We start from the raw sequence: 24,583 nt of genomic DNA on the forward strand, positions 1-24,583 counted from the left end.
AGATGGCCCCATGCGTGCGCTGGCGAAGATGCGGCCCGGGGCGGGGCTCGAGCTGGTCGAGCGGCCCGAGCCGGAGGCGGGGGACTGGGAGGTGAAGGTCCGCGTCCAGCGGGCCGGCCTCTGCGGCACGGACCTCCACCTGCAGCAGTGGGACGACTGGGCGGCGTCCCAGATGAACCTGCCGCAGACGATCGGCCACGAGTTCTACGGCGAGATCGTGGCGGTCGGCCGCGAGGTCAAGGAGCTCGTGCCGGGCGACAAGGTCTCCGGCGAGGGGCACATCGTCTGCGGTTACTGCCGCAACTGCCGCGCCGGACGCCGCCACCAGTGCGTCCGCACGGTCGGGCTCGGCGTGAACACCGACGGCGCGTTCGCCGACTACGTGGTGCTGCCGGTCGAGAACGTGTGGAAGCACCCCGACTGGGTCGATCCCGAGCTCGGCGCGTTGTTTGACCCGCTCGGCAACGCCACCCACACCACCCTGCAGTGGCCCCTGGTGGGGGAGGACGTCTTGGTCACGGGTGCGGGGCCCATCGGCGTCATGGCCACGGCGATCGCCAAGCACGCCGGGGCACGCCACGTCGTCGTCACCGACCTCTCGCCGGAACGTCTCGCGCTCGCCGAGCGCGCCGGGGCCGATCTGACGGTCAACCCCCGCACCACCCGGCTGCGGGAGGCCCAGGCCCAGCTCGGCATGCGGGAGGGGTTCGACGTCGGCCTGGAGATGTCCGGCGCGCCGGCCGCGGTGGCCGAGATGATCGACAACATGAACCACGGCGGCAAGATCGCCATGCTGGGGCTGCCGGCGTCCGGCTACGCGGTCAACTGGGGCCGCATCATCACGCACATGCTCACCGTGAAGGGCATCTACGGCCGCGAGATGTTCGAGACCTGGTACCTGATGACGTCCATCCTGTCGACGTCGCCCCAGCTGAAGGACGCCGTCCGCTCGGTCGTCACCCACCGCTTCGCCGCAGAGGACTGGGAGGACGCCTTCGCCACGGCCCGCTCGGGCCAGTGCGGCAAGGTGATCCTCGACTGGAGCTGACCCGCCGACCCCCGCCCCGGCCCCGGGGAATCCCTGTGAGAGGAAATCATGACCGACGCATTCGCAGCCCACGTCCGCGCCACGCTCGACGAGATCGACGCCGCCGGGCTCACCAAGCGCGAGCGAGTGATCACCACTCCGCAGGGCGGGCAGATCGGCGTCAGCACGGCGGATGACCGGGTGCTGAACTTCTGCGCCAACAACTATCTCGGCTTGGCCGACGAGCCGTCCGTGGTCGCCGCCGCGCGGGAGGGCCTGGACGCCTGGGGCTTCGGCATGGCGTCGGTGCGGTTCATCTGCGGAACGCAGGCGCCCCACCGCGCCTTGGAGAACCGGCTCAGCGCGTTCCTCGGCACCGACGACACGATCCTGTTCTCGAGCTGCTTCGACGCCAACGCCGGCGTCTTCGAGGCGCTGTTCTCGGCGGAGGACGCGATCATCTCCGACGAGCTGAACCACGCCTCCCTCATCGACGGCATCCGGCTGTGCAAGGCGCAGCGGTTCCGGTACCGCAACGCCGACATGGCTGACCTGGCGGCCCAGCTGGAGGCGGCGGCGTCCGCCCGCTTCCGCATCGTCGTGACCGACGGCGTCTTCTCGATGGACGGCGCCTACGCCCCGCTGCGCGAGATCTGCGACCTCGCCGATGCCCATGACGCGCTCGTGCTGATGGACGACTCCCATGCCGTCGGGTTCGTCGGCGAGGGCGGTCGTGGGACGCCGGAGCTGTTCGGCGTCGCCGACCGGGTCGACCTGCTGACCGGCACGCTCGGCAAGGCGCTCGGCGGGGCGTCCGGGGGGTACGTGAGCGGCCGGGCGGACGTGGTCGAGCTGCTGCGTCAACGCGCCCGGCCCTACCTGTTCAGCAACTCGGTCGCCCCGAGCGTGGTGGCGGGCTCGTTGGCGGCCCTCGACCTGGTGGACGCCTCCGCCGACGCCCGCGCGCGCCTGCGGGAGAACACCGAGCTGTTCCGCTCGCTGATGACCGAGGCGGGTTTCGACCTGGACCCGTTCACCGCCGGTCCGCAGGGGGCCCCGGCCGCCGGGCGGGTGATCCCCACCGACGTGCCGCCGCACCCGATCACTCCGGTGATGTTCCCCGGGGATGACGGGGCGCGGCTGGCGGGCCGGGTCGCGGAGCACATGCTGGCCCACGGGGTCTACGTGATCCCGTTCAGCTTCCCCGTCGTGCCCCGCGGCAGGGCGCGGATCCGCGTCCAGTTGTCGGCGGCGCACACGGGCGACGACGTCCGCGCCTGTGTGGACGCGTTCGTCGCCGCCCGTGCGGCGTCCCGGGAGACGGAGTAAGCCTCAGCCCTGCGGCCGCGGCGTGCCGAGCTTGCTCACCGACCGGTTCATGAACGCGGCCATGGCGTCACGGCGCACGGGCTCGGTCGGGCGGAAGGAGCCGTCCGGGTAGCCCGTGGCGATGCCGCGCTGGGTCAACCAGGCGATCTCACGGTAGAACTGGGTCGAGCGGGCGACGTCCTTGTACGTGGCGGTCCCGGTGGTGGAGGGCCGGTTGTACATGCGGTAGAGGTAGGCGGCCATCGCGTCCCGGTTCGTCGTGGCGTAGGGGCGGAAGGTGCCGTCGGGGTAGCCCTCCGCGACGCGGGTCGCGGCCAGCCAGGCGATCTCCTTGTAGTACGTGTGTGAGGTGGGCACGTCGGAGAACGGGGAGGTGGCCGGGGGCGTGTAGGCCGGCGAGCCGGCCATGCGGTAGAGGAAGGCGGCCATGGCCTCGCGCGTCACCGGTTCCCACGGGCGGTAGGTGCCGTCCGACCAGCCGGTGGAGATGCCGGTGGTCGCCATCCAGCGGATCTCCGGCTCGAACTGCAGCCCGATCGGCACGTCGCGGAAGCGCGGGTAGCGGGTGGTGTTCATCAGCGTCTGGACGCGGGAGCGGATCGTGCCCATCCGGGAGTAGACGTACCGCCCCGGGCAGGAGGTGGCGTTCTCGTCGCGGTGGCCCGAGATGGCGGGCAGGAAGGTCGAACCGCCGTCCTGGCCGCCCGAACCCCACGTGCTGCCGTAGGGGTTGACGTTGTGCATCTGGAGCTTCCAGGCGATGACCTGGTTCATCGTCTCGATCATGGCCGACGACGGCGTGGCCGTCTCGTAGTTGCCCATGAGCGAGATGCCGAAGACGCGGCGGTTGGTGACCCCCCAGGCGTGGCCGCCGGCGATGGGCTGGTTGACGCCGCCGCCGCGCCCCTCCCAGGCGCGGCCGAACTTGTCGACCAGCACGTTGTAGGCCGTGTCGTTCCAGCCGCGCCCGTTGACGTGGAAGGCCTGGATCGAGCGCAGGATCGCGGGCACCTGCGCGGAGGTGTAGCTGTTCGTGCCGGCGGTGTGGTGGATCATCGCGCCGGTGACCTCGCCGCGGGAGTAGCCGTAGCGGACGAGCGACTCGTCGGCGCCCCAGGCGGCCCTGCTCAGGATGCGCGGGTTGTCCCACGCGTACGAGGAGGCAGTGGCGGACGCCGTGGCGTCCGCGGCGGTGACCACCGAGGAGTACACCTGCAGCTCGGCGCCGACCGGCTCGCCGTCGGCCGACACCACGATCGCCTCGACCTCGTCCTTCGACGAGATGATGACCGGCTCGCTGCTGACCGTGCCGCTCTGACCGTCGTCGGTGGGGTCGATCTGGATCTGCTCCCAGGCCTCGGGCTGGCCGTCCGCGGTGCTGCGTACCCACAGCGAGGCGGGGTCGGCGTCCGCGGGCAGGATGAGCGCGGCAACCGCAACCTCGTCGGTGAGGGGCTGACTGGCCGTCTCCACGGCCAGGTCGGAGGTCGTCTCGAGCTCGGACGCCACCTCCTCCGGCAGGTCGGACAGCTCGGACAGCTCGGCGGAGGGCAGCTCGGCCAGAGCCACCTCCGTGCTGCCCACCTCGGGCGCAGGGGTGGTCACCGGCGGTGCGGCGAGCGCCGTCGGCGCTCCCACGAGGGTGAGCGCGAGGGCGAGCACGGGGATGTGGGTACGGAAGGGCATCGGTCAGCTCCCGGACGGTTGGGGGATCCGCGGAATTACGGCACGCCCACTATGGCTCATCATCCGGCTTGGTTGAACCCGATTCTCGGCCAATCTTAAGGAAAGGTTGAGACTTCACTTTCAAGCCTCGGGGAATTCATGGTGACGGGTCATCGGGCCTTGTCGCGACGCCTTCGGGGAGCAGTGTGGGGGTCGGGTGGCGCGGCGCCAGCTCACGTGACGCACCGTGTCGCCACGTGGCGCACGTCAATCCACGTGGCGCACCCCGACACCACGTGGCGCAGCGCGGCTCACAAGGCGGCCCGTGCACGGCCCGCCGGGTGAGCTCCCCTGCGCCACGTGCATGTCAGCTGCGCCACGTCGCCCGTCCGCCTCCAACGGTGGCGGAGGATCGGGCCACGTTCTGGGCTCCTGCGATGGTGGCGGGCGGCGTTCTAGGCTGGGGTCACCGAGCGAGGGGAGCGGACGATGGAGTACGCGAAGTTGGGCAACACGGGTCTGGACGTGTCTCGGATCTGTTTGGGCACGATGGGGTTCGGGGACCCGGAGAAGTGGATCCACTCGTGGGTGCTCCGCGAGGACGACGCCCGCCCCGTGGTGAAGCACGCCGTCGAGCAGGGGATCAACTTCTTCGACACCGCCAACGTCTATTCCCTCGGCACGAGCGAGGAGATCCTCGGCCGGGCCCTGGCCGACTACGCCGATCGCGACGAGATCGTCATCGCCACCAAGCTGCACGGCCGCATGCACGAGGGGCCGAACGGTGCGGGCCTCTCCCGCAAGGCCGTGTTGAGCCAGATCGACGCCAGCCTGCGCCGCCTCGGCACCGACTACGTCGACCTCTACATCATCCACCGCTGGGATCCGGAGACCCCGATCGAGGAGACCATGGCGGCGCTCGACGACGTCGTCCGCTGCGGCAAGGCCCGCTACCTGGGGGCGTCCGCGATGTGGGCGTGGCAGTTCGCGTCCGCCCTGGCCGCCGCCGACCTCAATGGCTGGACGCCCTTCGTCTCGATGCAGAACCACTACAACCTCCTCTACCGCGAGGAGGAGCGCGAGATGCTGCCGCTGTGCCGCTCCCGCGGCATCGCGTCGACGCCGTACAGCCCGCTTGCGTCCGGACGCCTCACGCGCGACCCCGGCACGAGTACCGAGCGGTCGGAGTCGGACGCCGTGCAGCGCAGCAAGTACGACGCCACCGCCGAGAAGGACGGCGAGATCATCGCCATGGTTGCCGAGATCGCCGCGGCGCGCGGCGTGGAGCGGGCCCAGGTGGCGCTCGCGTGGCTGCTCGCGAAGGATCCGGTCGTGGCCCCCGTCGTCGGCGCGACCAAGCTGTCCCACCTCGACACGGCGATCGGCGCCCTCGACGTCGAGCTGACCGAGGACGAGATGGCGGCCCTGGAGGAGCCGTACGTGCCGCACCCCGTCGTCGGCCACCAGTGAGCCGGCCCGGGCGTCCGGCACGGGCGCGGCCGATCCTCGCGTTCGCCCTGGGAGCCGGCGCCTGGTTCGGCGTCCGCACCGCGCTGGCGTCCGCACCGGTACGGGCGCTCGGGCGGGTGGCTCCCCGCTGGCGCACGCCGTTGCTGCTGCTCCCGCCGGACGCCACCCGGCGCCCACCGCGCCGCGGCGGGCTGGCGGCGGTGCTGCCCCGTCTGCTGCCGCCGGGCCTCGGTGTCCCGACGATGTTCGACGACCCGGGCGCCGGCGTCCGCGTGGGGGGCTACCTCTACGATCCGCCCACGCGGAATCGGCCGTCCGGGGCGGTGCTCTGGTTGCACGGCGGCGGCATGATCACCGGCGGGCCCTGGATGAGCCATGGCGTCGCCAACCGGCTCGCGCGCGAGCTCGGCGTCCTCGTGATCGCGATCGACTACCGGCTCGCTCCCGAACACCCGTTCCCCGCCGCGCTCGACGACGCCATGACGGCCCTTTGCTGGCTGCACGACCACGCGGAGGAGCTGGGTCTCGACCCGGCGCGCATCGCGGTTGGCGGCGAGAGCGCCGGCGGCGGGCTGGCCGCCGTGCTCGCCCAACGGGCCCACGACGAGGGCGTCCCGCTGGCGTTCCAGGTGTTGATCTACCCCATGCTCGATGACCGGACGGTGCTGGCCGACCCGGCGGGGCGGGGCGAACTGGTCTGGACGCCGGCGCAGAACCGGATCGCGTGGACGTGGTTCCTCGGGCACCCGCCCGGCCGGGCCGAGCCCCGGCCGTACGCCGCGGCGTCCCGACGCGAGGACCTCACCGGGCTGGCGCCGGCGTGGATCGGCGTCGGCGATCTCGACCTGTTCCACGACGAGGACGTCGCGTACGCGCACCGACTCGAGCAATCCGGGGTGCCGGCCGAGTTGGTCGTGGAGCCAGGCATGCCCCATGCGGCCGACATGCTCCCCGTGCCGGGGGCGCGCGCGTTCACCCGGGCCTGGACGGCAGCGCTCGCGCGCGCCCTGCGCGCGTGAGACTGGCCCCGACGCCGAAGCGTCGGGGCCAGTCCGGAGTGCCTCACACGGAGGTATCTCAGAAGGCGGCGCCGGCCGCCTCCGCGCGCTGCGTGGCCTTTGCGGAACGGTCGAGCGCGTCCTGACGCACCTCGGCGCCACGCCCGGTCACCTGCTCGGCGCTGCGCTCGGTCACCGTCTCGGCCACGCGCCCGTTCGCGCGCTGCGCGGAAACGGCCGGGCCGGTCGGTGCCCCCATGGCGGTGAACTGGCCGCCCAGCTCGCCCCGGACCCGGTTGCCCGCGCCGACCGGAGCCGGATCGTTGCCGGTGCCGGTCAGGCCGCCCCGAATGATGTTGCCGACGACCCAGACCCCTCCGGAGGTGTTGTCCACGGTGACGTTGCCGCCGAAGTAGTTCGACCCGTCGCAGTTGGACAGGGCGCCGTGGGAGAGGTCACCACCGAGCTGCACGCCCGTCTGGTTGCCCCGCCACGTGGCCGGACCGTAGACCTCCGAGTCGCAGACGACCGAGCCGACGGTGTTGCCGTCGACCTGCAGGGCCCCCTCGATTACCGCGTCGTAGACGTCGGTGTACTCCGTCCGGATGCCCTGGACCTGGCCGGCGACGGTCGAGGAGGAGAGGTCCAGCGCGCCGCCGGTGGAGCGCACGCGATCGGCCAGGTGCGATTCATCGATGATGATGAAGCCGGTGCCGGTGGTGTCGTTGACCGTGGTGACGGCGCCCGCCACGGTGCTGCCGTCCAGCACGTTGCCGAAGCTCTGGCGCGCGGTGAGGGCGCCCTCCAGGGTGGAGTCGACGGCCTCCAGGTAGCCGTCGTCCCGCACGACGGTGTCACCCGACACGGTCACCCCGGTCATCACCAGGTCGGCGCCGCTCTGGACGCGGACGTTGCCCTGGATCACGGTGCCGTTGAGGTAACAGGCCTGGCCGGCCGGGACGACGAGGTCGCCCGGAATCGTGACGGCGCCGCCCTCACCCACGCAGCGGGTCGTGAAGGCGGCAGAACTGGTCTGGGTCGTGAGTCCGATCGAGGTGAGGGCGAGCAGGCCGGCAGCGGCGATGGACAGGCTCTTCTTCATGTGATTCCTCCAGTCAGGGGGCCGCCGACGCGGACCCACACCACGACCCGAGCGCATCAGGATGGGAGGCAACGCGACGAACGGTTGGCGAGCAGCCGAGGTCCACCCTGCCCGGGGTTGGTGGCGACGGTCAAGGGGTTCAGGACGTCGCTCCTCTGACCAACGGGTGTCACGCGGGTGAAGTCCCGGGGTCAACCATCGCTCCGGAATTCACCACATGGCGCCCTGGGTCCAGTTCGACGGGTTGTGCACCCGGCAGCATGACCTCGGCGACCGACCCCTCGGGCACCGTGACCTCCGCGCGGAGCACGTCCCCGTCGGCCTCCCAGCGCACCGCGATGCGCCCCTGCGGGGAGTCGAAGGACGCCTCGGCCCACGTGATGCCGCCACCCGGCACGGGTGCGACGGCGAACCGCGTCCACCCCGGCTCGAGACGCCGCAGGCCCGCGATGTGGCTGTGGAAGAAGTCGATCACGCCACCCTTGCTGTAGTGACTGAGCGAGGCGGACGCGATGCCCTCGGGGTCCACACCGTCCCAGTTCTCCCACACGGTCGTCGCGCCGCGCTCGGGCATGATCAGCCAACCGGGGTAGTCGCGCTGACCCAGCACGCGGTGCGCGAGGTCGGCGTGGCCCGCGTCGGCCAGCGTCGGCAGCAGCCACGGCGTGGTCAGGAAGCCGGTGCCGAGGTGGTCGTCCGCCTCGTGCACCAGCTCGACGAGCCGGGACGCGGCGGCCGCGCGATCGGCGTCCGGTACCAGGCCGAGGGTGAGGGCGCGCACGTAGTTGGCCTGCGACTCGTGGGTCAGGCGGCCGTCACGCCAGTACTCGGTGCGCCAGGCGTCGGTCACCCGCTCGGCCAGGGCGGCGTGCTCGGCCGCGGCGTCGGCGTCCCCCAACACGGTGGCGACCTGGGCCATGAGTCGCGCGGTCCAGGCGTAGTAGGCGGTGGCGACGATGCCGTGGTCGTCCATCGGGCTCCACTGGCCGCCCGGCTCGAGCCACTCGCCCCAGTGGAACCCGGCGTCCCATAGGTAGCGCTCGTGGGGTTGTGTCGGCCCCGTCCGGGCGTGGTGGCGGAACCGCTCGGCGACCTCGCTCACGTGGGCGAGCCAGCGGCGCATCGCCGGGTAGGTGCGCTCGAGAACGCCCACGTCGCCGTAGGCCTCGTACAGCCGCCACGGGACGATCGCGATGGCGTCGCCCCACCCCGCGGACCCCTCGAAGCTGATCGGCAGCGTGCACGATCGGGACGTCGTCACCGATGACGATCTGGTACTGGCCGCCGGCCTGCACCACGGTGATGACACCGTCGAGATCCTTGATGGCCTGCGTGGCGGCCTTGCCTTCGTCGCGTAGGTCGAGCCGCAGCCGGGTGGCGCAGTGCTTGGCCGAGCGAATGTTCTCCTTGCCGCCCACCTTGGCGACGATGTCGGACGCCAACGTGTCGTAGTCGACTGCCATGTCGACCCCCTTTCGATCCGCTCCCCGGGCACAAAAAAAGCCCGGGACGACGCATCGTCCCAGGTCTTGCCTCTGCGGCGAGGAGAGTAACAACCCTGAATGAACCAACTGGCTCGCGAAGAAAGTAACCCATGGCGCCACCCCACGGCAAGCATGGGGTGGGCAATGCGTGGCAACCGACGACCCGGGGAGAGCGACTCGGGGTCCCCGGTCGGGGGTCCCCTAGCCGGCGGAGGAGCCGCCCACTCTGGCCTTGTCGAGACCTCCCTGCCAAAGCGACCGCCTCCCTGCCAAAAGCGACCGCCTCCCTGCCAAAGCGACCGCCTCCCTGCCTATGCGGCCGCCGTCCTGCCGTTCGTGCTGCGACCCTGTCGCTCGTGCGCAGGAACCCCCGGTGTCTGGTGCGGCCTCCCTGCCTATGCGGCCCCCGCCCTGCCGTTCGCGCTGCGACCCTGTCGCGCGTGCACCACCCTGCCGTCGCAACGGCAGGGTGCTGGGCTTCTGGCGGGGAGGCGGCGAGAAGGGCAGGGTGGCGGCGAGAAGGGCAGGGTGGCGGGGCCAAGAGCGAGGCGGTCAGCGCAGCGGGGCAGTGGCACTGGCAGGGTGGCGGCGCGACGGGCAGGGGGGCGCCAAGGTCGGGGCCGCTGGCTCCGGGTGGCGGGGCAGCGTGGCGGTGGCCCCCACGGCGGGGTGGCCGTCGGGGCTCGTCCGCCCGTGGTCGGACCGGGGGGCGGCAACGTCCGACCGGGGCGGGTCGTCCAGTCGGCAGCGACAGGGGAGGATGGGCCCATGCAGGCCAGCCGATCCGAGGGTGCCAGCGACCCCGCTGAGCGCGACGCCCATCGCCCCGACATCGGGGGGGACGCCCACGACCGCGACGCCCACGCCCACGACCGCGACGCCCACGCCCACGACCGCGACGCCCACGACCGCCACCTCGTTGGCCCCAACGACCACGACCCCGGCGTCCCGGACGCCGAGGATCCCGGCCAGCACGCGATCGTGATCCGCGGATTGCGCAAGACGTATCGGCGCGGACGCGTCGCAGCGGTTTCCGATCTGGATCTCACCGTGCCGCGCGGCGGCGTCCATGCGTTTCTGGGGCCCAACGGCTCGGGCAAGACGACCACGCTGCGGATGCTTCTCGGCCTGACGCGGGCGGACGCCGGCACGATGACGATTCTCGGCACGCCGGTGCCGGACGGGCTCCCCGACGTCATCGACCGCGTGGGTGCGATCGTGGAGCAGCCAAAGCTGTTCCCCACCATGAGCGGCCGCGACAACCTCGTCGTGTTGGGGCGTGGCATCGGGCTGCCGCGGCAGCGGGTGGACGCGGTGATCGATCAGGTCGGTCTCGGGCCACGGGCGAAGGACCTCGTCCACGGATACTCGCTCGGCATGCGGCAGCGCCTGGCGATCGCCGCGACACTGCTGAAGGATCCGGAGGTGCTCATCTTCGACGAACCCACCAACGGGCTCGACCCGGCCGGAATGCACGAGGTGCGCGTCACGCTGCGCGGGTTGGCGGAGGCGGGGCGCACGGTCGTGATCTCGAGTCATCTGCTCGCCGAGGTGCAGCAGGTGGCCGACACGGTCAGCATCATCGGACGCGGCCGGTTGCTCCGCGAAGGCACCGTGGCGGAACTGCTGACGTCGTCCGGCCGGGTGCAGGTGCGCGTCCGGCCCGTGGAGGACGCCGCGCGCGCGCTCACCGACGCGGGTTACATGGTCGCCCTCGATGGTTCCGACCGTGTCACCGTCAGCCACCCGGACGCCGCCCCGCGGCCGGACGCCATCGCTCGCACCCTGGGTGAGGCCGGGCTGTGGCCCACCGAGTTGATCCGGGCGACGCCGAGCCTGGAAGACGTGTTCCTGGCCCTCACCGCGCGCGAACACCTGACGGCCACGTCCGGCCAGGGCATCGTGTTCCCCGGCGACCCGAGCGGGGCACGGGAGGGAGCGGCATGAGGCACGTCATCGCGGCCGAGGCGCTCCGGTGGTTGCGCCGGCGGGGCCTGTGGGCCACCGTTGCCGTGTTCCTCCTGCTCGCCGTGATGAGCGGCGTGGCCATGGCCGCGAGCGCCGAGCCACCCGACGAGGCCACCGTGGCCCAGGCCAAGGTTGACTACGCCTCCTACCTGGCCGACTGGAACGAGAATCACCAGGAGTGGTACCAGGACTGCCTGGACGCGACGCCGGAGGATGAGAATCCGCAGGCCATGTGTGCGGAGACACTCGCGGCCCCCGTGGAATCTGACTACGTCCCCGCCCCGCTCGCATGGGCGGACGGGATGCGCAGCGCGGCGATCTTTGCGGGAATCCTGGGCGGGATGCTCGCCATGCTGGTCGCGGCGAGCTTCTGGGGGGCGGAGTTCCGGCACGGCACCATCGCCACCTGGCTCACCTTCGTCCCCGACCGCACCCGCGTCTGGACCGCCAAGAACGTGGTCGCGGTACTGATGTCCGCCGTGGCAGCCCTGGTGATGAGCGCGGTGGTGCTGGGCGTGACCACCATCGGGTTCGTCATGTTCCAGGGCCCGGCATCGGTGGGCGATTGGGGCCCACCCCTCGGCATCGCCGCCCGCGGACTTGGGTTCGCCGCGCTGGCCGCGCTGATCGGGGCGGCCATGGCCGTGCTGTTCCGCAACACCGTCGCCGCGGCCGCTGTGCCGGTGGCCTACCTGGTGCTGACGTCGATGTTCGGCGCAGTCACCTACGTGCCCGGCCTGGAATTCCTCGCCACCCTGATGCCCGAGACCAACCTGATGGCCTACCTCGCTCTGGGCACCACCTACTGGGTGCCGGCCCTCGAACCGGGCGAGGGCATGGTGGAACGTCACCTGCCATTCGCCCACGGTCTCACCTATCTGCTGGTGCTGACCGGCGCGCTGGCGGTGGCGTCCCTGATCGCGTTCCAGCGCCGCGACGTGGCCGAGTGACGCCTCAGCTGCCTTGGTCGTCGTCGGTAGGCACGTCGGCCACCGGGGCGGCGGGCTTGCCCGAGGGCGTGCCGTCGGCGCTGATCTGTCCGGTCGGGCCCTCCGCCACCGGGGCCGGACGGTCGGCGCCGCGCCGGATGCGGTCCAGCACCTCGCCGAACCGGCCCCGCAGGTAGGGGATGCCCCAGCGGTCCATCTGCAGACCGCCGCCGCGACCCCACAGGTTGCCGGGCACGGGATCGGGCACCCTGGTCGGGCGGGCTTCGAGCACGACGATCGACCACGGTTCGACCGTGTACTCGCCCGTGACGTGGAGGGCGTCCTCCTGCGACCAGCAGTTGAACTCGGACTCCGCCCACGGCGCCGTGTCGATGATGCGGTACCAGTCGTGCTGGGTGTCCTCGTCCTCGGTCCACTCCGCCAGGTCGAACCGGGCGGGCTGGTCGTACATGTTGATGAGCACCCAGAAGTCGTCACCGTTCGTCGCGCCGGAGTCGATGGCGACGGCGATCTGACGGTCGCCCGGCGAGGGCGGATCGTTCAGGTCGGTGCTGAAATACACGTAGGCGACGTTCTCGCCACCCCGCTCGGTGTCGCCCCAGGTCCGTTGCCGGAACGTCTCCTGCGACTGCCGCAGGTGCGCCACGAAGCGCGCGAACACCAGCAGCGGGTTGACGCCCTCGGGGGCGTCCGTGATGCCCATGGCGTGGTTGTAGCCGGTCAGCTCGGGGTCACGCGGGTCGACCGGGACGCGCATCGGCGCGTTCGAGGCGGCCTGGGCCCAGTTGTTCCAGATCCCGACCGTGTTGAGCGACCACGGGTTGTTGTTGCCGTTCTGCGAGCGGCCGTACTCGTCGCCCGAGACCACCATGGGGACGCCGCGCGCCAGCAACGTCAGGAGCCAGAAGTTGCGCCACCGCGTCCGGCGCAGGGCCAGGTCGCCGCCCGAATCCCACGACAGGTTGTTGTCCGAGCCACCGTCGGAGGGCCCGAACGGGAACGGCTGGTCATTGTTCTTCTCGTTGTAGGCCACCAGGTCGAACATGGTGAAACCGTCGTGCGCGGTGACGAAGTTGACCGACTTCTGCGGGCCGTCGTTGCTGTTGAAGTGCAGGTAGTCGCCGTTGAAGAACGCCATGAAGTCGTCGGTGTTGGCGTCGCCCTTGCAGTAGGCGCGCATCGCGTCGCGGAACCGCCCGTTCCACTCGCCCCAACCGGAGGGGAAGTTGCCGACCTCGTAACCCCACAGGTCCCACGCCTCCGCGATGACCTCGAACTCGTTCTCGGCGGCGAGCCGGGCGACGTCGTCCAACAGCGGGTGGTTGGAAAAGAAGCGGCGTTGGGCCACCCAGTCCTCGGCCTGCGCGGACTCGGGGCGGCGTCCGAGGACGGGCGCGAGGTCGAACCGGAAGCCGTCCACGCCCATGGTGTCGTGCCAGTGCACCAGCGAGTCGAGCACGAGGTTGCAGGTGATCGTGGAGCTGAAGTTCATCTGGTTGGACGTGCCGGTCGCGCCGTCGATGAGGCCGCCGTCCGAGGTCAACACGTAGTACTCGGTGGTGGCGAAGCCCCCCAGCGTGGTGAAGCCGGCGGCGTCCAGCTCGCCGTTCCAGTTGCCACCCTCGGCGGAGTGGTTGTACACCACGTCGAGGAACACCTCGATCCCCGCCTCGTGGAAGGCCAGCACCATCTGCTTGAACTCGCGGGTGGGGCCGCCCAAGGACTTGTCGTGGGCGTAGTCGCGGTTGGGCGCGAAGAAGGCCAGGGTCTGGTAGCCCCAGTGGTTGGTGGTGCCGTTCTGGTCGCCCACCTGGTCGGAGTCGGTCTCGTGGACGGGCAGCAGCTCGATGACCGTGAGCCCGAGCGCCTTGAGGTAGGGCGCCATGAGGGCCGCGCCGGCGTAGGTGCCGCGCAGCTCGTCGGGGATGTTGGGCAGGCCGGCAAACCCGGGCACGCCGGCCAGGAGGTCACCGAGCTTGGCCGAGCTGGGGTGCATCGTCAGGTTCTTGACGTGCGCCTCGTAGATCGCGTTGTCCTCCTCCGGGTGGCGGGGGTGGACGCCGATGCTGGTGTCATCCTCGATCACCACGCCCTTCGGCGCGTAGCGCGCCGTGTCCACCTCGCGTCCCGGGCGGCCCCGCCATTCCACCGGGCCCGAACCGAACACGCCGCGGTCGCCGCCGGCCTCCTCGACCCGGGCGCTCATGGTGTTGTGCGTGACCTCGCGCGCGTAGGGGTCGAACAGCACCTTGTTGGGGTTGAAGTGGTTCAGCTCCTCGTCCCGGTCGGAGACGAAACCGGCGGTGGAGCCGGGGGTCCAGGCCTCGTCGAAGGTCCAGTTCTCACCCCAGACGCGGAAGCCGTAGAGGGTGCCGTGCCGGGCGCCGTCCACCTCCGCGCGCCAGAGGCCGTCCGCCCCCTGGCCCATGGCGAACGTCGCGTGGGCGTCCGCACCCACGGCCTCGGGGTAGAACTCCAGCTGCACGCGGGTGGCGCGCGGTGCGGCGACGGCGAACGTCGTGGTGCCCTCGCTGCGGCGCAGGAGGGCGCCGAGGGGCCACTCGGCCTCGCTCCAGCGGGATTCTTGGACGGCACGGGGTGCAGGGCTCACGTCGGCCCAGAGTGCCATGTTCGACCAAGTCAGGCCAAGACGGCCCGCCGGGCGGAACGGTCACACCAGGGGCACGCGGTGGGTCCGCAGGTGGTCGAGCTCGGCGGAGAGGTTCGCCGTGGCGGCGTCCGCCCAGGCCTGGGCGGACGCCGAGCGGTAGAGCGGGTCGAGGGCCAACAGTCCTTGCAGGACGGCCGTGCGGCCCGCCACGAACGTCGGTTCGGCCACGGCGGCGTACTCCTGCCGCACGTCGCGCGCGTACACGTGGTAGCGGGCGGTGGGCAACGCGAGGACGGAGAGGTCGGCGTCCACGAGCGCGGCGCCGCGGACATCGCCGGGGTCGGGGTCGTGGGTCGCTGTGAGCAGCACCAGCCGTTGCACCTCGGCCACGTCGGCCACGGGCAGGTGCGGCGCCAGCAATGCGCCGGCCAACGCGGCGGAAGCCCGCTCGTCCTCGCCGGCCCTTCCCTCGTACACGGCGTCGTGGAACCAGGCGGCCAGCCGCACCCGGGGGTCGGTCGCGCCGAGGGCGTCCAGCGCGTGTAGGCACTGGGCCAGGTGACGCACGTCGTGGTAGCGCCGGTGGGGCTCGCCCCAACGGGTGAGCAGCGCGTCGCGGACGCCCGCCGTCGCAGGTGGGTCGGCGTCCCAGTGGCGACGGGCGGACGCCGCCGCCGCGGCCCGGCGGGGGCCCTTCTGGGCGGGCCGGACGCGCAGCCCGCCGGCGACCAGGCGGCGCAGGAGCTCGCGGGAGTCGACCGGGGTGGCGCCGGCGTCCACCAGGGCGGCGTGGCGCTCGGCGGGGGCGTCGTAGTGGTCGTGGTCGAAGGCGCCCGGGTGGAGCCCCGCCCGGCGGGCGAACAGGTGCAGCTCAGGCAGCGAGGCGTCCGACACGACGTGGCAGAACAGCGTGCCGTGCGCCGGCCAGCGGGGCGGGTCGATCCAGATCACGGGGAGTCCGGGCCGCTCAGGCCAGCGTGAGCTGCCACACGAGCGTGGCGGCACCCAGCAGCACGCCCAGGCCGGCGAGCGCCCCGATCTGGAGCCGCTCGCGGCCGCGGCCCCGCAACGCGATCAGCAGCAGCGCGACCACCGCGCCACCCACGAACCCGCCGAGGTGACCCTGCCACGAGATCCAGGAAGCGCCGAAGACGGTGATCGCCACGTTGAGACCGAGCCACATCAGCAGGCTGCGGACGTCGCCGCCCGCCCGGACGGCCAGCACCAGCAGCGCGCCGAGCAGGCCGAAGATGGCCCCGGACGCCCCCGCCGTCTGCGAGAGCGGATCGGAGAGGAACAGCACGAACACCGAGCCGCTCAGCGCTGCCAGGAGATACAGCGCGAGGAACCGGCCGCGACCCAGCGCCCGCTCCAGGCTCGGGCCGAGGAACCACAGCGCCAGCATGTTGAAGGCGATGTGCATCAGGTCCACGTGCACGAAGGCGCTGGTGAGCAGCTGCCACCACGCGCCGCCGGAGACGCCCGGCACGTAGGTGGCGCCCGAGGCCGCGCATGCCGCCCGGTCGAACCCCGGGTAGTAACTGTTGCCCGCCAGGCAGATGCTGGTCGGAGAGAGCGACAGGGTGCTGAACAGGGGGCTCCGGACGCCGCCGGTGAGGAATCCGACGACCCAGACCAGCACGTTGACCCCGATGAGCACGATGCTCGTGCGCGTCGGATCGGCCGAGCGGCGTCCGCCGTAGGGCAGCGTCGCCTGCCGCGTCTCGGCGGTGCCGCGGGCCACGCACTCGGGGCACTGGTGCCCCACGGGGGCCTCCACCATGCAGGCACCGCAGATCGGACGCCCACACCGCCGGCAGCCGACTCCGGCCGGGACGCCGGGGTGGCGGTAACAGGAGACGACGTTCATCCCGGCCTGCTGGGGCGCCAACGGGTACGGCTGGGGCGGGTACGGCTGCGCCGGCGGGTAGGGCTGCGCCTGCGGGTAGGGCGGCTGCGGCGCGCCCGGGGGGTAGGGCTGCTGGGGCTGCGGAGCGTGACCGGGGGTGGGCGGCGGCGTGGCGGAGTTGGGGAAGGAGGGCTGCGCGGCGCCGGCGTCCGGCGCGAGCCACTCGTCGGGTCGCTGGTTCGGGTCGGTCACGAGAACCACCTCCTGCCCGCCAGCTTAGAAGGGGCGTCCCACCGACCACGGGGGAGCCGGCGGGCGGCTGCCACCAGAAAGTAGCTGCAACCAGAAAGTAACCGTTCCGCGACCTCACCGTGCACCCGGCCTCGCTAGGGTGCCGCCCATGACCGACTCGCCTGCCGCTGCCCAGCCGGTCGTGGAGATGGAGCACGTCGACAAGTTCTTCGGCGATCTCCACGTGCTCAACGACATCAACCTCACCGTCCGTGCCGGTGAGGTGGTCGTCGTGATCGGACCCTCGGGCTCGGGCAAGTCGACGCTGTGCCGCACGATCAACCGGCTCGAGGGCATCAACTCCGGCACGATCAAGGTGGCGGGTGAGGTGCTGCCCGAGGAGGGCAGGGAGCTCGCCCGGCTACGGTCGCGGGTGGGCATGGTGTTCCAGTCGTTCAACCTGTTCGCCCACAAGACCGTGCTGGAGAACGTGACCCTCGGGCCGGTGAAGGTCAAGAAGTCCGGCACCGAGGACGCGAAGAAGCGCGGCATGGAGCTGTTGGAGCGCGTCGGGGTGGCGAACCAGGCCGCGAAGTACCCCGCCCAGCTCTCCGGGGGGCAGCAGCAGCGTGTCGCCATCGCCCGGGCCCTGGCGATGGACCCGATGGTCATGCTGTTCGACGAGCCCACCTCGGCGCTCGACCCCGAGATGGTCAACGAGGTGCTGGACGTCATGGTCGGCCTGGCCCAGCGCGGCATGACCATGATCGTCGTCACCCACGAGATGGGGTTCGCCCGCAAGGCCGCCGACCGGGTCGTGTTCATGTCCGACGGGCAGATCGTCGAGGAGGCCGACCCCGAATCGTTCTTCACCCGCCCGCAATCGACCCGTGCCCGGGACTTCCTGAGCAAGATCCTCACCCATTGACGCCCGGCGTCCCCCAGCCCCGGACGCCGCCGGCGTCCGGCCCCGCACTCCCGACGACACACCCCTGAGAGAGGACCGACCATGACCCGATCCACCACCTGGGCACTGGCCGCCAGCGCGGCCGCCTTCGCCCTGACCCTGTCGGCCTGTGGCGGCAGCGCGGCCGCACCCGGCACGGACACGACGGCCGGGGGCGACGCGGCCCCGTCCGGCCCGATCCGCATCGGCATCAAGTACGACCAGCCCGGGCTGGGCCTGCAGGAGGGCACGAACTTCACCGGTTTCGACGTCGAGGTCGCCACGTACGTCGCCGGGGAGCTGGGCTACCCCGAGGACCAGATCGAGTTCATCCAGGCGCCCTCGCCGCAGCGCGAGACCATGCTGGAGGGCGACCAGGTCGACCTGATCTTCGCCACGTACTCGATCACCGACACCCGCAAGGAGCGCATCAGCTTCGCCGGGCCGTACTTCATTGCGGGCCAAGACCTGCTGGTGCGCGCCGACGACACCTCCATCACCGGCCCGGAGACCCTCACCGGCAAGCGGCTGTGCTCGGTCGCGGGCTCCACCCCGGCGGAGAACGTCAAGAAGGAGCACCCGGACGTCGAGCTGATCGAGTACGACACCTACTCGCTGTGCGTCTCCGCGCTGGACTCCGGGGCCGTGGACGCCCTCACCACCGACAACGTCATTCTCGCCGGCTACGCGGCGCAGCCGCAGTGGGAGGGCAAGTTCCGCGTCGTCGGCAACCCGTTCAGCACCGAGCGCTACGGCGTCGGCGTGCCGAAGGGGGAGACCGAGCGGTGCGAGGCCGTCAACGCCGCGCTGGAGAAGATGATCGAGGACGGGGCGTGGCAGACCGCCCTGGACGAGACCGTCGGACGCTCCGGGTTCGAGCCGGACGACCGCAACCCGCCCAGCGTGGACGAGGACTGCGCCTGACCCTCGGTTCGGCCGACCGGCCGCCCCGCCCCTCGAGACCGGGTGCGGCCGGTTCGGTCCCTTCCACCCCCGGTTCGCGATAGGAGGCGACGCCCGTGGAGCGCCTGATGCAGATGCTCAGCGACTACAACGTGCTGGCGGCGTTCTGGACGACCATCCAGCTCACGGTCTACGGTGCCATCGGGGCGCTGGTGCTCGGCACGATCGTGGCCGTCATGCGGGTGTCGCCGGTGGCGGTGTTCAGCAGGGCTGCGGCCCTGTGGACCAACGTCATCCTCTATACGCCGCTCACGCTGATCGCGTTCTTCTTCGCGTTCGGAGTGCTCATCAAGATGAACATCCGGCTGCTCCCCGAGCCGCCGGCGACCCTGCTCGACCAGCACTTTGCGATGGGGGTGGTCGCCATCGCGGTGTACCACTCCTCGCTGGTCGCCGAGGCGCTGCGCTCGGGCATCAACACGGTGCCGCTCGGCCAGGCCGAGGCGGCGCGCGCCCTCGGGCTGGGCTTCGGGCAATCGCTGCGCGAGGTGATCCTGCCGCAGGCGTTCCGCGGCGCCATCGCGCCGCTGGGCAGCACGCTCATCGCCCTGTGCAAGAACACCACCGTCGTCGCCACCATCTCGGTGACCGAGGCGGCGGCCCTGATGAAGTCGATGATCGAGTTCTACTCCGACCTGATCGTGCCGATCTTCGTGATCATGGTGACCGGCTTCGTCATCCTCACCCTGCCGCTCGGCATGTTCTTCACCTGGTGGTCCAAGCGGGCGGCGGTGCTGCGATGAGCGCCCAGAACCTGCTGTTCGACCTCCCCGGCCCCCGGGCCCGGGCGCGGCACCGCGTGCTGGCCGTCGTCGGCGTCCTGCTGATCGCCGCCCTCGTGGCCGGCGCCGTCTACCTGCTCCGCAACGAGCTGCGGTGGGCGATGTGGCGTCCGTTCATCGACCCCGTGACCTGGACCGCCTACCTCCTGCCCGGCCTGCAGGCCACGCTCACCGCCGCGGCGATCTCGGTCGTGACCTCGCTCGTGGTCGGCCTGCTGCTCGGGGTGGGACGCCTCGCCGCGCAGCCGGTGGTGCGCGCGGCGTCCGGCGTGCTCGTGGAGTTCTTCCGCGCCGTGCCCGTGCTGATGATGATGGTGTTCGCGTACTACGCCTTCATCTACTCCGGCGTGCTGCGCGGCCAGGCGGCCTCGTTGGCCGGCGTCGTCGTCGGGCTGACGCTGTACAACGGCGCCGTGATCGCCGAGCTGGTGCGCTCCGGCGTCCACGCGCTGCCGAAGGGGCAGACCGAGGCCGGCCTGGCCGTCGGGCTCACGCCCGGCCAGACGCTGCGCTCGATCCTGCTGCCGCAGGCGATCCGGGCGATGCTGCCGGCCCTGGTCAGCCAGCTGATCGTGGTGTTGAAGGACACCGCGCTCGGCTACCTGATCGTCTACGCCGAGCTGCTGCAGCGCTCACAGAACCTGGCGGCGAACTACGGCAACATCATCGTGGCGTTCTTCGTCGCCGGCGTGATCTTCGTGCTCATCAACTGGGCGCTGGCCACGCTGGCCCACCGGCTCGAGGCCTGGCTCTCGACGCGCCAGGCCGGGCACGTGCTGCACGTGGCCGAAGGTGGCGCTGTGCTGACGGGCGACGAGACCCCCGCCGTGCGCTGAGCGGGTCTCAGTACCAGCCGTTGGCCTGCTTGAACGACCACGCGCTGCAGGGGGTGCCGAAGCGCTCCTTGACGTACTTCAGACCCCACTTGATCTGGGTGGCCGGGTTGGTCTCCCAGTCCGCACCCTCGCTGGCCATCTTGCTGCCGGGCAGGGCCTGCGGGATGCCGTAGGCGCTGGAGGTCGGGTTGTCGGCGAAGGTGTCCCACATCGACTCGCGCATGATGATGTTGTTGTAGCAGGTGAACTGGTCCTCACCCCAGCCGTAGGAGTTGGCCGCGATCTGGCGGGCGATCTCCTTCGGCTCCGTCGTCTCGGGGGTGTAACCCTGCGTCGCGATGAACGCCGCCCGCTCCGCGGCCTGGCGGTCGATCTCGGCCTGGCGCTCGGCCTCGATCGCGGCCTCGCGATCGGCGATGGCCTGCGCGGTGGCGGTGAGCTGGGCGCTGCGCGCGTCGGCGGCCGCGGCCGGGTCGGTGCGGTCGCTGCTGCGGGACGCGAGCTCTCCGGCCAGTCGGCTGTCCACCAGCTCGGACGCCGTCGCGTCCGCCTGAGCGGTCGTCGCCACGGCGGGCACCGGGTTGGTCGCACCCGCCGGGGCCGCGGTGAGGGTGGTGATGCCGCCCAGGGCGACGCACACGGCGCCGGTCGAGAGCAACAGGGTCTGGATTCCACGCTTCACACCTCCAGAGTGGCAGGTGAGAGTCCTCAGGAAAAATTAAGGAAGGTTGTTGCCGCCGCACGGGTGGGGCCGAGGTGCCACAATCTGCCCGTGAGTCTGCGCGAGGCGCCCGTGGTGGCGGAAGTGGTCCGGAACGGTTTCGTCGAGTCGGTGCACCACGGCATCGCGGTGGTGACGGACGCCGACGGTGCGGTGATCCGGGCCGTGGGCAACCCCGCGACGACCGTGCTGCCCCGCTCGTCGCTCAAGCCGGGGCAGGCCCTCGGCATGCTGCGGGCCGGCGCCCCGTTGGCCGGGGAGCACCTGGCGCTCGCGTGCGCGTCCCACTCCGGCGAGCCGGCGCACCTGGCCGGCGTCGAGGCGATGCTGGCGGCGTCCGGCCTGGGGGTGGCCGACCTGCAGAACACCCCCGACCTGCCTCTGGGCGAGGCGAGCCGGGCCGCGTGGCTGGTGGCCGGGCGCGGCAAGGAGTCGCTGGCCCAGAACTGCTCGGGCAAACACGCCGGCATGCTCGCGGCCTGCGTGGCGGCGGGGTGGCCGACGGCCGACTACCTCGGGGTGGCGCACCCCGTGCAGCGCCTCATCGTCACCACGGTCGAGGACCTGACCGGCGAGAAGGTCTCGGTCACAGCCGTGGACGGCTGCGGGGCGCCGCTGCACGGGTTCGCGTTCGCGGGGTTGGCGAGGGCGTTCGGGCGTCTCGCTGCGGCGACGGGCGGCCCGGAGCGGCAGGTGGCGGACGCGATGCGCGCGCACCCCGCCTTCGTGGGCGGCGACGGACGCCCGGACACCGAGCTGATGCGGGCGGCGCCCGGCGTGATCGCCAAGGAGGGTGCCGAGGGCGTCTTCGCCGTGGGGTTGCCGGACGGACGCGGCGTGGCCGTGAAGGTCGGGGACGGGTTCCGGGCCGGACGCACCGTGGCGGCCGCCGTGCTGCGGAGCCTCGGCGAGGACGCGTCGGCCTGCGACGCGCTCGGCCTCGTGCCCGTGCTGGGGCACGGCGAGCGGGTCGGCGAGGTGCGCGCCGTCGGGTTCTGAGCCGGGTGCCCCCGCGGTCGGGCGGCACGGACGTGAATTCCGACCGCGGTTCGATGGTGAGGGCGGGTGGGGCCCGTACGGTGGACGGGTGACGCGAAACGACGACGAGGACTGGCTCTACCGCCGCGGCCGCTATGCCGACGGCGACGCCGAGGCGACCCGCCGGCGCGACGACGGCGGCCGCGACCGGGCTCCGTCGCAGCGCGCGTCCTTCGATGGGGGGCGCAACCCCACTGCGCAGGATCCCTATGCTCAGGATCCCTTTGCGCAGGACCCGTACGGCCTGAACTCGGACTCACCGCCCGTGCGCGCCCCGAGGCCATACGCGCCGAACGCGTACGAGCAGGAGGTCGACGCGCCGGCCGTTCTCGGCGACGGGCGGGGGAGGGCCCCGCAAGCGGGGCGCAGCGGCGACACCCGGTACGGAACACCGACGCCCGTGGCGCACCACGGCTCGCGGGGCACCGCCGGGCCGGCCGGGCGACCGACCGGCGCGGGTGGGCGTCCACCCGGCATCCCGGGTCGCCCGCCGGGCCCGCCGCAGGGTTCGCGTCCGATGGCGACCGGCGGCTCGATGACCGCGGCGGCGTCGCGGGGCCGCGTGCGCCGGGGGAGTCGGCGACGCGTGGGGGTGACGATCGTGGCCGTCGTGCTCGCCTACCTCCTGGGCATCCCGCTGGTGACGTGGCCGTTCATGCCGCGCGTGGATGCGACTCCCGAGGGGGAACGGCCGGCCTCCCAGCCGGGGCAGGTGTTCGTGCTGGCCGGGTCGGACTCGCGGGCCGGCCTCAGCGAGGAGGAGCAGAACCGCCTCGGCACGGGCAACGATGCCGGGCAGCGGACCGACACGATCATGATGCTGTACCTGCCGCGCGACGGCCGGGCGGCGCTCATCTCAGTGCCGCGCGACAGCTTCGTGACCATCCCCGGGCACGGCAAGAACAAGATCAACGCGGCCTACTCCCTGGGAGGGCCCGAACTGCTCGTGGCGACGATCGAGCAGAGCACCGGCGTGCAGGTCGATGGGTACGCGGAGATCGGCTTCGGTGGCTTCGTGAACGCCGTGGACGCCGTGGGCGGCATCGAGATGTGCCCGGCCGAGGCCATCAACGACCGGGACTCGAACCTCGACATCCCCGCCGGCTGCCAGCAGATGGACGGGGTGACGGCGCTCGGTTACGTGCGCATGCGCAAGGCCGATCCGCGCGGCGACCTCGGCCGCGCCGAACGGCAGCGCGAGATGCTCGGTGCCCTGGCGAAGAAGACCGTGTCGCCCGCCACCGTGCTGCTGCCCTGGCGCTGGTGGGGGGTCAACCGGGCGCTGTCGCAGTCGGTCACGGTCGGCCGCGACACCGGCATCGGCCAACTCGCTGGGTTGCGGACCGCCGCCGTCCGCATCGCCGGCGGCGACGGCGTCCAACTGTCGGTTCCGGTGGGGAATGCCAACGCGCACACGTCCGCGGGGTCGAGCGTGTTGTGGGACGAGGCGCGCGCCAAGGAGATGTTCGCCGCCATGCAGGCCGGGCAGTCCGTGGAGTCGTTCGCCTGACCCGCAAGGCCGCGCTGCTCTCGTGGCTTGGGGCCAGACCTCAGGCGCCGGCGTCCCGGGGCGGCGCTGGGGGCGATGAGGGCTTGGGGGGCATCGGAGCCGTGGAGCAGCGCTCGGCGAGGTGGGTCACGATGGGTTCCCGCGTCGGCGCGTCCCGATCGGTCAGCAGGGAGAGCACCGCCTCGGCCGTGCGGCGTCCGAGGTCGCGGTGGTCGATCCAGACCGACGTGAGCGCCGGGACGACGAGGTCGCACAGGGGCGCGTTGTCGTGCCCGACGACCGAGAGCTCGGCCGGCACGGCCACCCCCGCCAGCGCCGCCGCCCCGATCAGCGCGGCGGCCACATCGTCGTCGTAGGCCACGACGCCCGTGGCGCCGGCGTCCGTCACCTCGGCCAGGGCCGCCACCGCCTCCGTCGCCGACGCCGGGGTGTCCACCACCACCAGCTCGCCGCAGCCGGCGTCGCGGGCCTCCTGCTGCGCCGCCGTCGCACGAAGCCCGGCCAGGCCGGCCAGCCGCGGGTCGCCGGGCCGTGCGAACGCCAGCCGGCGGTGGCCGAGCCCGGTCAGGTGACGCACCTGGTGGCGCGTTCCCTCGACCAACCCGTAGGCCGCCTCGTCGACCGCGGCCGTCGGTGCGACCACCCGGGTGATGGTCAGGGTGGCCAACGCGCGCGACTCCTCCTCGGAGAGCGGGACGGGCTGGACGACCGCGTCCGGGTCGACCACCTCCCACAGCGGCCGCACGGCGGGTGCTGCGGTGATGGTCTCGGTGACGACGGCGTAGCCCGCCTCACCGAGCAGGCGGGTGAACTCGGCCAGGTGGAGCCGCATCGCGTGGCCCATCGGCCAGTCCGGGAGGCGGTAGAGCACCACGTGGCTGGCGCCGCGGGCCAGGGTTTGCGCGCCCCGGTGGGGCCGGTAGCCCAGGCGCTCCGCGGTGGCCCGCACCCGGTCCTGCACATCGGGTGAGATCGACTGGCCCGGCGTCCGGTTCAAGACGAAGCCGACGGTGGCCCGGGAGACGCCGACCTCGTCGGCGATGTCGCGGGCGGTGATGCGGCGAGCCATGGGGGTCCTTTCACGCGGGGTGTGCAACCGGTTG

The 24,583-nt window shown here is 72.0% G+C and carries 20 protein-coding genes and 1 pseudogene; 12 read left to right on the plus strand and 9 right to left on the minus strand.

The window, feature by feature from the left end; translation table 11 throughout:
* Positions 1 to 10: 10 nt before the first annotated feature.
* Together tdh and IFY26_RS09020 are read left to right on the plus strand one after the other, a co-directional pair.
* A complete protein-coding gene (tdh, locus tag IFY26_RS09015; protein WP_232548672.1) occupies positions 11 to 1,048 on the plus strand; it encodes an L-threonine 3-dehydrogenase in 1,038 nt (345 codons plus the stop codon).
* 48 nt (positions 1,049 to 1,096) lie between these two features.
* Entirely contained in the window at positions 1,097 to 2,356 is a 1,260-nt protein-coding gene (locus tag IFY26_RS09020) for a glycine C-acetyltransferase (RefSeq protein ID WP_232548673.1), read from the plus strand.
* Positions 2,357 to 2,359: 3 nt separating this feature from the next.
* On the opposite strand, the gene IFY26_RS09025 is transcribed toward IFY26_RS09020, so the two are convergent.
* Positions 2,360 to 4,042 carry an S-layer homology domain-containing protein gene (locus tag IFY26_RS09025; protein ID WP_232548674.1) on the minus strand — a complete coding sequence of 561 codons (1,683 nt, stop codon included), beginning with the start codon at positions 4,040 to 4,042 and terminating at the stop codon, positions 2,360 to 2,362.
* 468 nt (positions 4,043 to 4,510) lie between these two features.
* Between IFY26_RS09025 and IFY26_RS09030 the strand changes: the two genes are divergently transcribed.
* Positions 4,511 to 5,491 carry an aldo/keto reductase gene (locus IFY26_RS09030; protein ID WP_232548675.1) on the plus strand — a complete coding sequence of 327 codons (981 nt, stop codon included), beginning with the start codon at positions 4,511 to 4,513 and terminating at the stop codon, positions 5,489 to 5,491.
* Entirely contained in the window at positions 5,488 to 6,510 is a 1,023-nt protein-coding gene (locus IFY26_RS09035) for an alpha/beta hydrolase (protein ID WP_232548676.1), read from the plus strand. The genes IFY26_RS09030 and IFY26_RS09035 overlap by 4 nt, the downstream gene beginning before the upstream one ends.
* 58 nt (positions 6,511 to 6,568) lie before the next feature.
* On the opposite strand, the gene IFY26_RS09040 is transcribed toward IFY26_RS09035, so the two are convergent.
* The 3 genes and pseudogenes from IFY26_RS09040 to IFY26_RS18380 all read right to left on the minus strand — a co-directional run.
* Complete coding sequence (locus IFY26_RS09040) at positions 6,569 to 7,591, minus strand: hypothetical protein (RefSeq protein WP_232548677.1); 1,023 nt, start codon at positions 7,589 to 7,591, stop codon at positions 6,569 to 6,571.
* A gap of 169 nt (positions 7,592 to 7,760) precedes the next feature.
* Positions 7,761 to 8,852, minus strand: a complete 1,092-nt coding sequence (locus IFY26_RS09045) for an alpha-L-rhamnosidase-related protein (RefSeq protein WP_232548678.1) — start codon at positions 8,850 to 8,852, stop codon at positions 7,761 to 7,763.
* A 121-nt stretch (positions 8,853 to 8,973) separates the two neighbouring features.
* Positions 8,974 to 9,054, minus strand: a pseudogene (locus IFY26_RS18380) (hypothetical protein); the annotation flags it as partial.
* Between the two features lie 789 nt (positions 9,055 to 9,843).
* Here IFY26_RS18380 and IFY26_RS09050 point away from each other — a divergent pair.
* A complete protein-coding gene (locus IFY26_RS09050) occupies positions 9,844 to 11,022 on the plus strand; it encodes an ABC transporter ATP-binding protein (RefSeq protein ID WP_232548679.1) in 1,179 nt (392 codons plus the stop codon).
* Positions 11,019 to 11,993, plus strand: a complete 975-nt coding sequence (locus IFY26_RS09055; RefSeq protein ID WP_232548680.1) for an ABC transporter permease subunit — start codon at positions 11,019 to 11,021, stop codon at positions 11,991 to 11,993. The genes IFY26_RS09050 and IFY26_RS09055 overlap by 4 nt, the downstream gene beginning before the upstream one ends.
* 4 nt (positions 11,994 to 11,997) lie before the next feature.
* Here the strand turns inward: IFY26_RS09055 and IFY26_RS09060 are convergent, their stop codons facing one another.
* From IFY26_RS09060 to IFY26_RS09070, 3 genes are read right to left on the minus strand one after another with little or no spacing between them, the layout of a single operon-like run.
* Complete coding sequence (locus tag IFY26_RS09060) at positions 11,998 to 14,604, minus strand: alpha-amylase family glycosyl hydrolase (protein ID WP_232548681.1); 2,607 nt, start codon at positions 14,602 to 14,604, stop codon at positions 11,998 to 12,000.
* 60 nt (positions 14,605 to 14,664) lie between these two features.
* The gene (locus IFY26_RS09065; protein WP_232548682.1) at positions 14,665 to 15,555 is read right to left on the minus strand and encodes a DUF4031 domain-containing protein; all 891 of its coding nucleotides are present in this window, start codon (positions 15,553 to 15,555) and stop codon (positions 14,665 to 14,667) included.
* Between the two features lie 16 nt (positions 15,556 to 15,571).
* Positions 15,572 to 16,705: a rhomboid family intramembrane serine protease gene (locus tag IFY26_RS09070; protein ID WP_232548683.1), complete on the minus strand. Its 1,134-nt coding sequence runs from the start codon at positions 16,703 to 16,705 to the stop codon at positions 15,572 to 15,574.
* 148 nt (positions 16,706 to 16,853) lie between these two features.
* On the opposite strand from IFY26_RS09070, the gene IFY26_RS09075 reads away from it, so the two are divergent.
* The 4 genes from IFY26_RS09075 (at position 16,854) to IFY26_RS09090 (ending at position 20,211) form a co-directional block, all read left to right on the plus strand.
* On the plus strand, positions 16,854 to 17,612 hold the full coding sequence (locus tag IFY26_RS09075; protein ID WP_232548684.1) for an amino acid ABC transporter ATP-binding protein: 759 nt from the start codon (positions 16,854 to 16,856) through the stop codon (positions 17,610 to 17,612).
* Positions 17,613 to 17,693: 81 nt separating this feature from the next.
* Positions 17,694 to 18,554: a glutamate ABC transporter substrate-binding protein gene (locus tag IFY26_RS09080; RefSeq protein WP_232548685.1), complete on the plus strand. Its 861-nt coding sequence runs from the start codon at positions 17,694 to 17,696 to the stop codon at positions 18,552 to 18,554.
* A gap of 95 nt (positions 18,555 to 18,649) precedes the next feature.
* The gene (locus tag IFY26_RS09085) at positions 18,650 to 19,336 is read left to right on the plus strand and encodes an amino acid ABC transporter permease (RefSeq protein ID WP_232548686.1); all 687 of its coding nucleotides are present in this window, start codon (positions 18,650 to 18,652) and stop codon (positions 19,334 to 19,336) included.
* Positions 19,333 to 20,211 carry an amino acid ABC transporter permease gene (locus IFY26_RS09090; RefSeq protein WP_232548687.1) on the plus strand — a complete coding sequence of 293 codons (879 nt, stop codon included), beginning with the start codon at positions 19,333 to 19,335 and terminating at the stop codon, positions 20,209 to 20,211. Before IFY26_RS09085 ends, IFY26_RS09090 begins: the two co-directional genes overlap by 4 nt.
* Before the next feature lie 7 nt (positions 20,212 to 20,218).
* On the opposite strand, the gene IFY26_RS09095 is transcribed toward IFY26_RS09090, so the two are convergent.
* Positions 20,219 to 20,893, minus strand: a complete 675-nt coding sequence (locus IFY26_RS09095; RefSeq protein ID WP_232548688.1) for an aggregation-promoting factor C-terminal-like domain-containing protein — start codon at positions 20,891 to 20,893, stop codon at positions 20,219 to 20,221.
* 90 nt (positions 20,894 to 20,983) lie between these two features.
* On the opposite strand from IFY26_RS09095, the gene IFY26_RS09100 reads away from it, so the two are divergent.
* Both IFY26_RS09100 and IFY26_RS18175 read left to right on the plus strand, forming a co-directional pair.
* Complete coding sequence (locus tag IFY26_RS09100) at positions 20,984 to 21,931, plus strand: asparaginase (RefSeq protein WP_232548689.1); 948 nt, start codon at positions 20,984 to 20,986, stop codon at positions 21,929 to 21,931.
* 88 nt (positions 21,932 to 22,019) lie between these two features.
* Positions 22,020 to 23,480 carry an LCP family protein gene (locus IFY26_RS18175; RefSeq protein ID WP_232548690.1) on the plus strand — a complete coding sequence of 487 codons (1,461 nt, stop codon included), beginning with the start codon at positions 22,020 to 22,022 and terminating at the stop codon, positions 23,478 to 23,480.
* Positions 23,481 to 23,520: 40 nt separating this feature from the next.
* Here the strand turns inward: IFY26_RS18175 and IFY26_RS09110 are convergent, their stop codons facing one another.
* The gene (locus IFY26_RS09110) at positions 23,521 to 24,549 is read right to left on the minus strand and encodes a LacI family DNA-binding transcriptional regulator (protein ID WP_232548691.1); all 1,029 of its coding nucleotides are present in this window, start codon (positions 24,547 to 24,549) and stop codon (positions 23,521 to 23,523) included.
* Positions 24,550 to 24,583: the final 34 nt, after the last annotated feature.

Origin of the sequence: Propioniciclava soli, from assembly GCF_014858005.1 — a bacterium.
Lineage (GTDB): Bacteria > Actinomycetota > Actinomycetes > Propionibacteriales > Propionibacteriaceae > Propioniciclava > Propioniciclava soli.

Coding starts and splice junctions, on each gene's coding strand:
- tdh (WP_232548672.1), top strand. CDS start 11: ATGCGTGCGCTGGCGAAGATGCGGCCCGGGGCGGGGCTCGAGCTGGTC.
- IFY26_RS09020 (WP_232548673.1), top strand. CDS start 1,097: ATGACCGACGCATTCGCAGCCCACGTCCGCGCCACGCTCGACGAGATC.
- IFY26_RS09025 (WP_232548674.1), bottom strand. CDS start 4,042: ATGCCCTTCCGTACCCACATCCCCGTGCTCGCCCTCGCGCTCACCCTC.
- IFY26_RS09030 (WP_232548675.1), top strand. CDS start 4,511: ATGGAGTACGCGAAGTTGGGCAACACGGGTCTGGACGTGTCTCGGATC.
- IFY26_RS09040 (WP_232548677.1), bottom strand. CDS start 7,591: ATGAAGAAGAGCCTGTCCATCGCCGCTGCCGGCCTGCTCGCCCTCACC.
- IFY26_RS09050 (WP_232548679.1), top strand. CDS start 9,844: ATGCAGGCCAGCCGATCCGAGGGTGCCAGCGACCCCGCTGAGCGCGAC.
- IFY26_RS09055 (WP_232548680.1), top strand. CDS start 11,019: ATGAGGCACGTCATCGCGGCCGAGGCGCTCCGGTGGTTGCGCCGGCGG.
- IFY26_RS09075 (WP_232548684.1), top strand. CDS start 16,854: ATGACCGACTCGCCTGCCGCTGCCCAGCCGGTCGTGGAGATGGAGCAC.
- IFY26_RS09080 (WP_232548685.1), top strand. CDS start 17,694: ATGACCCGATCCACCACCTGGGCACTGGCCGCCAGCGCGGCCGCCTTC.
- IFY26_RS09090 (WP_232548687.1), top strand. CDS start 19,333: ATGAGCGCCCAGAACCTGCTGTTCGACCTCCCCGGCCCCCGGGCCCGG.
- IFY26_RS09110 (WP_232548691.1), bottom strand. CDS start 24,549: ATGGCTCGCCGCATCACCGCCCGCGACATCGCCGACGAGGTCGGCGTC.